Origin of the sequence: Porphyromonas uenonis DSM 23387 = JCM 13868 (genome assembly GCF_000482365.1) — a bacterium.
In the GTDB taxonomy this organism is placed as follows: domain Bacteria; phylum Bacteroidota; class Bacteroidia; order Bacteroidales; family Porphyromonadaceae; genus Porphyromonas; species Porphyromonas uenonis.
In genome coordinates, this window is the sequence record NZ_AXVC01000037.1 from 1 (window position 1) to 6,450 (window position 6,450).

6 protein-coding genes are annotated in these 6,450 nt (G+C 42.7%); 2 read left to right on the forward strand and 4 right to left on the reverse strand.

Annotated features, from left to right (window positions below):
• Positions 1 to 330 precede the first annotated feature (330 nt).
• Both L215_RS0103600 and L215_RS0103605 read left to right on the forward strand, forming a co-directional pair.
• Entirely contained in the window at positions 331 to 609 is a 279-nt protein-coding gene (locus L215_RS0103600) for a helix-turn-helix domain-containing protein (RefSeq protein WP_025883633.1), read from the forward strand.
• A 5-nt stretch (positions 610 to 614) separates the two neighbouring features.
• On the forward strand, positions 615 to 902 hold the full coding sequence (locus L215_RS0103605) for a helix-turn-helix domain-containing protein (protein WP_025884450.1): 288 nt from the start codon (positions 615 to 617) through the stop codon (positions 900 to 902).
• A 55-nt stretch (positions 903 to 957) separates the two neighbouring features.
• On the opposite strand, the gene L215_RS0103610 is transcribed toward L215_RS0103605, so the two are convergent.
• From L215_RS0103610 to L215_RS0103625, 4 genes are all read right to left on the reverse strand, one after another.
• Positions 958 to 2,319, reverse strand: a complete 1,362-nt coding sequence (locus L215_RS0103610; protein WP_025883401.1) for a leucine-rich repeat domain-containing protein — start codon at positions 2,317 to 2,319, stop codon at positions 958 to 960.
• Positions 2,320 to 2,355: 36 nt separating this feature from the next.
• Entirely contained in the window at positions 2,356 to 3,933 is a 1,578-nt protein-coding gene (locus L215_RS09235) for a carbohydrate-binding protein (RefSeq protein WP_044111706.1), read from the reverse strand.
• Between the two features lie 35 nt (positions 3,934 to 3,968).
• Positions 3,969 to 5,489, reverse strand: coding sequence for a S8 family peptidase (locus tag L215_RS09240; RefSeq protein ID WP_052343470.1), 1,521 nt, complete (start codon positions 5,487 to 5,489; stop codon positions 3,969 to 3,971).
• Positions 5,490 to 5,768: 279 nt separating this feature from the next.
• Positions 5,769 to 6,450: site-specific integrase (locus L215_RS0103625; protein WP_027451354.1), on the reverse strand; the 682-nt coding region annotated here is incomplete at its 5' end.

Here is a 6,450-nt window from a genome sequence, read left to right on the forward strand (position 1 = left end):
GAGTGCATCGCTTTTCTCAGACACGACACAACGAAAAGCCCCTTTTCACAATCCGATTGGAGGAAAAGAGGCTCTATGAGTGTGCAAATAGCACTAACGAAAAGTGTGTCGTTTGCTATGGATCGCGTTGCTTTACTTCGATGGATTGAAGTGATTGCTTGAACTAGTGACGCAATGGGATAAAGTATGGACAATCAGACAGTGGTCAAGAGCCACTTTTCCTAATATTTCCTCGTATATCCCGCCATCTCTGCGCTTGGAGGAATAGTGGAAGAGCCTGCTTACTTTTGCGTCAGAAAGTAATAACAACGCAAATAACACAACAACAAAATGAGATTTACAGCCATTGACACCTCCGCTTGGGAGGAACTGAAAGAGTGCATCGAGGAGCTGACAAAGAGTTTCAATGAACATTTTGCGCCACCAGCTCAATTCCCTGACTTATTACACAATGGGGATGTATGCCGAATACTGAACATTAGCAAGCGAACATTGCAACACTATCGGGACTCGTCTGTGCTGCCCTTTATCCAAATCGGACATAAGTGCTATTACAAGCGAGAGGATGTGGAAGCTCTCCTCGCTAACTCTAATACTCGTAAAGGTTAACGACTATGGAGTACGAAACTATCAATAAAGAAACACCAGAGATGAAGCAACTCATCTCTGGCATTAAAGGTTTGACGAATCGAGTGAGAAGTATCGCTCAAACTCATCGTCCTCTTTTTGAAGGAGAAATCTACCTCACAGGACGAGAGGTCTGCGAGAGACTATTCCTTTCCCCTCGTACCCTGCAAGACTATCGGGATAAAAACATTATCCCTTACACCCAAATTGCAGGGAAAATACTCTATCGGCTCTCAGACATAAACAGAATACTGAGTGAGAACTATAGAAGATAAAAGCCCCCCGAAAGTTTAAACTTTCGGGGGGCTTTTGTCATTTCATAGATTATCTCTATCGAATAATAGCAAGCTTCTGAGAGCTTCCATTGATTACAACGAGATAGTTGCCTTCTGGTATAGCTCTTACATCGAGATTTAGTACTTCCTCGCTACGAGCTAAGGATTCAATAAGGAGTTTCCCCGAGAGGTCTAATATGCGAACCTCCGTATTTGGAGAGACCCCTTGAATGGATACAAAATCTGTAGCAGGGTTCGGAGATATTACAATCTCAGAGTTTGCGATCTGTTGGGTAGATCGCGGACGCCCTGCATATTTGACCTCCTTGCCGTCTTTTGTCTTAGCCATAAATGCCCATTGCTTATCGAATGCCTTCTTGACGTCTTCTTCGTAGGCAAAGTTTTTCTCGTTTTCATCTGGCTCGTCTGGTGAGAATCCATAAGACATCGCATAGCACTTGCCATTCCCAGGATTTTTGGGATCACTCCAGTTAGGCAGACTTGCAATCAGTTTCCCCATCTCTGTTCCATCGATGTTATTGAGGAAGCACTCAAGAAACAGAATCTTTGTATTAGCATTAGCTAAGTCCAGTGAGCTTAATTTGTTTTCAGAACACTCGAGACCTTCAAGATTCGGAGCGTTAACAAGCTCTAGTTTCTCAAGTCCGCAACGAGATACTTTTAGCCATAGCAATTCTGGCAAATCGATCTTCAGAACCTTTCCCAATGGATTCTCAGCCAAGCTGAGCCTTTTGAGGTGAATCAGCCCCCCAAGTTTTGGAGAGCGGATTTTGTTTCCTGTAGCATTGACTGACTCTAGCTTATCAAGATTGCTTAGATCCAGTTCTGTTAATTGATTCTGTGAGCAGTCTAGCTCTTTGAGTTGTTTCAGATTCGAGATGGAGAGTCCTGTTAACTGATTACCAGCACACTTTAGCACTTCCAGTTTGCTGTTGTGCTCTAGATTTAGTTGTACAAGAGCCCCTCCAGAGCAGTCTAGATAGACCAAATCTTTCTGTGCAGAAAGGTCAAGCTCTTCATTAAGCTCTCCTAAAGAAGATTTGATATCCAAACGTTTTAGAGATGGGCAGTCTCTCAAGTCTATCGTTGTGAAATAGACGGCCTCGCTTATCAAGCTGAAGATTTTAGACGCAGAGATGGTGAGAGGCTGCACAAGATAGGGACCTGCGTCTCCATCTCCTAAGTTTCCTAAGTAACAAGTGTACTTGCCATATTCATCTACTTGCACAGAGTCTACGCCCTCAATAGAAACCTCGCCTTCAGTCTGCAGATAGAAAGATATTATTCCCATCGGCTTTTCATAAAGATTTAGGACTATAGACTCTTTAGCGTCTTGAGCAAATGAAAGCATGCTACAGCTTAAGTAGGCTATAAGTACGTATAGGATCTTCTTCATATCGTTTCGTAGTTTTTTTAATGTTTCTACGACTAACTATAATAGCATCTTTTTACTACAAACCTCTCCATCTATTCCGTAGAATACTAGAGTGTAGATGTCTTGAGAAGTCACACTCAGCTCATTGATGGGAATTGTAGTACTCTTAGCCTCAATCACTTTAGTACTAATCAGCACACCCATCTTGTCATAGACTGAAAGGGCTGACACATCCTTATTAGCTTCAATCTGCAATGTGCCGTATTCATTACGGACACTTACAGACAATACGTTAGCCTCTTCATTGACAGCATTTTGAGGAGTTATTATAGGGGGATAGATGATATATAGAGGCTTTGCCTTGAGGTAGATGACGTTACAGAATCCCGCTTGAGAGGTCGAAGAGGTTCTCCAGTTTTGCACATGAAAGCCACATGTAGACATGTCATATTGAGCCTTGATTACTGCATCTAAAGTATGCGTGGGAAACATATAGTTTATAACGGTATCTGAGCCTATAAAGGGGCGTTTATCATCGTTATAAGCAACAATACGCCCAGGACAACTACCAGCTCCCTCCACATAGAGAATAGGATCTGTATCATTTTGCCTTTGTGTCATCAAGATATGCTTTCGTCTGTCTACTGGCATTGTAAGCGATTTGTGTGCCGTGAATAACGGTTGGTTGTCAAAATACCCGTTGTCAATATAGATGTTTATACTTCCTAGTTTTTCATTGACTAAGCTTCTGGTCTTGATGGTATAGTAGCCAGTCTTTGGGATTCTGATCTCCTTGAATGAGATGTAGATCTTTTGCTGATTGTTTGAAGAAAGCTCTGATGGAACGAGCCAACTCAAATGTTGATAAGCAGGGTTGTAGCGACTCAACCCTCCTCCTTCTGTATAGAAAACATCTATAACATGAGGATCACGGCTGTTGGTTATAATTCTGAGTTCGTCTCCTTCTTCGTAATACACCGTTTTGTAAAAAGAGTACTTAACAGGAAGGCGGTGAAAGAACGAGATCTCCCAGTCAGAACCATCTTCTGCAAGATACGGTATTGCTGCATCTCCATATTGAGCGAGATATTCGCTCTCTTCCTGAGCAATGATCTCTTGCGAAGAACTTAGTCCTTTGTCTACCCAATCTATCTTATAAAGATAGTCTTGATACCCATCTTCCGATATTCTTGCGCGCTGAGCTGTTTTAGCGATGCTTACTAGCTCGGTAGATACAACATCGGGTAGTGCTGTGGATAGGGTTATCGTGTTTTCTCCAGGTTCTAAGGAGATAGTCTGACCATCATCCAAACTAGCACTTTGCCAATTCGATTTAGATGGATGAATTATACCCACCATCTCACCATTTACATAGACCTTGAACTCGGTGTAAGAGTGATTAGGCAGTTGTGCTGGAAGAAGCCAAAAGCTGACATAGTAATCCCCTCCTTCTGGGACTTTAACGCTAAAGTCAGCGAATGAAGCTCTTTCATCCACTCTAATTGAGAACTCCTTAGAGGTTATTGTTCCCATTGTGTTTCTATCACTTTCTTGGATAGATGTTTTTTGGGCATAAGCTTCCAAGCCATATAGACTTAGAAGAATGCATATGATGGTAGTAATTATTCGTTTCATGATTTACATTGTTTTGTTGTTAGACTATACGAGATCTACCTTAAAGGGGTTGCCAATAAGGCTTTATGGGCATCAACGAGCCCATATCCATAGTAGCTATTCCAAGTTCCATTAGTCTTGTTGACACTATAACTTGTTGACCCTACTTTTTTAGTGCTTTTTTCGATGATATTTCGAACCTGTTGACCAGTTAATTGTGGATTCCGCTCAAGAATTAGAGCCGCGAGTCCTGCAACGTGAGGAGTCGCCATAGAGGTGCCACTCTTGTCGGCTATACCACCATTTGGCACTGTAGAGTATATATTGGATCCTGGTGCTACCACATCCAAAGCTGGACCTGTAGAGGAAAAATAAGAGCGTTCTCCATTTTTGCTTATTGATCCAACAGTCAGAACTTCAGCTCTATAATCTCCAGGGTAAGATATAGAACTTCCATTTGGAGTTGATGCTGTGCCTCTATTCCCTGCTGATTTTAAGAAGATACAACCTTTGCGATTACGACCAAGAAACAGGGCGTTGTCAATAGCATCCTCAATCATTTCTGATGGATTACACCACCAAGAGCAAGAAATAATATCAGCACCATTATTCCAAGCCCAATTGATCCCATTTGCAAGGTTGCTAACAGAGGCGGAGATCAAACGGTTACTCACAGAAATCAATTTAGCTTCGGGAGCAACACCTGCTACGAAAAGGCCATTATTTCTCACAGCGGCAGCAATCCCCGCACAATGAGTTCCATGATCTCCATAAACTCGTGACGGCGATGAACTCGTTTCTGTATCATAGCTAAGGATATAGCAGTTTTCTGCTAGATCTGGATGAGTCAACTCAATCCCTTGATCCACGATAGCTATTTTAACGCCTTGACCTGTTGCATAATTCCAAGCAGAGCAAATGGACATATCCACACCCAAATACTCAGCGTTGTACAATCCCCACAACTTCTCAAAATCTGGATCATAAGAACACTCTAGCCCATCAAATAGGAAGTTTGGAGAAACTGCATCAAAGAGATGTGTTTCAAACAGTAGGTTTGCAATCTCTACGGTTGTCTTTCCTGTCTTTGGTGTAACAGAGACTGTGTACCAAAGAGGCATAAACTGATTTTGCCTCGCAATTTTGAGCTGATACTCTTTCGCTAGGCGATTGAGTAAAGAAACATCTGATTCTCGTTTTAATTTCAGATTAATATCCAACGTTTGGTATAGTTCCATTCCCTCAGAAGAAATGAAACACGGTAGGACCACAAAGTCCTCGTTCCCTGCAAACTTACTCTCCAGGGCTTTTCTTAGCAGAGGAGTCGACGGAGTCGATTTCTCCTTAGATTTCACAATGGTTACTTGGTAGTCATCTGTAGAGACAGACTGAACCGCAGTTGCAGACAGAGGTGGCAAGCTGATTTGAGCATCCCGTGAAGAGACCACAGCGACCGTTGTTCTGTCAGTTGACAGCTTCTCCTGCTTACCTCTATAGTAATAGAAGGTGTCTTGAGAGAAAGCATAAAGCGACATTGAAAGCATCATAATAGACGCCAAGAGTAGAAAATTTCTCATAGACATATAGATTAAGTTAGTATTACATTATCCTCTCTATCCTTATTCAATATCTTGAAGATTGCCTAAGTCTCAAAAACGCTTATACTCTTAACGGAGTTTTACTTGTACTATCAGCTCTAGATAGATGGGATCTCAAAAAATCTCTAACATGAATTGAGAATCCTTCCTATCTTCGCCAGCCAATGTACGAAAAATAAATGAAACTGCAAGCATTTCGATGAAAAAAGTTCGCTATTCACCAGAGCAAGCCAATCTCTTGTGTAGGAAAACCCTTATTTACAGTAGCTTTTGCATCACCCTCTCCATATCCTTTGCAATCTTTTGGTCGGTGACTTGGGCGTAGATTTGCGTGCTGGCAATAGACGAATGCCCCATCATCTTAGCGATGCTCTCGATAGGCACACCAGCCTCTAGCGTTAGCGTGCCGAACGTGTGTCTTGCACAGTGCCAAGTCAACGGAGTACGGATGCCACATGCCAACCCTACGGCTTTGAGACGACTGAGTAGCTTCCAGTCGCTCATTGTATCGGGGAATATCTTGTAATCCCCTCTGCTCTTCTCTTTCGTGTAAAGAGAGAGTATCTGCTCCGCTATCGGATGCAGGGGTATCAAGCTCTCCACCTCCGTTTTCTGTCTTGCCTTGCGAATATACCGTTTCCCCTCGCTGTTCGTCTCAATTTGCGAAGCTCGTAGCCCTCGTAAATCAACAAATGCCAAGCCTGTAAAGACGGAGAAAAGGAACATTCTTCGGCTTAGCTCTGCTCCTTCCTCTTGCAATGGGAATTCCAAGAGCTTTGACACATCGCCCTTACTCAGAAAACGAGGTTTGCGCTCCACGACTTCATACTTCACCTCTTCAAACGGATTGAAGCGTATTGTCCCCTGACTGACGGCTCGGTACATCAATCGACTCAACCAACAGAGATGGCTATTTATCGTTGCAGGCGCATAGCCCTCC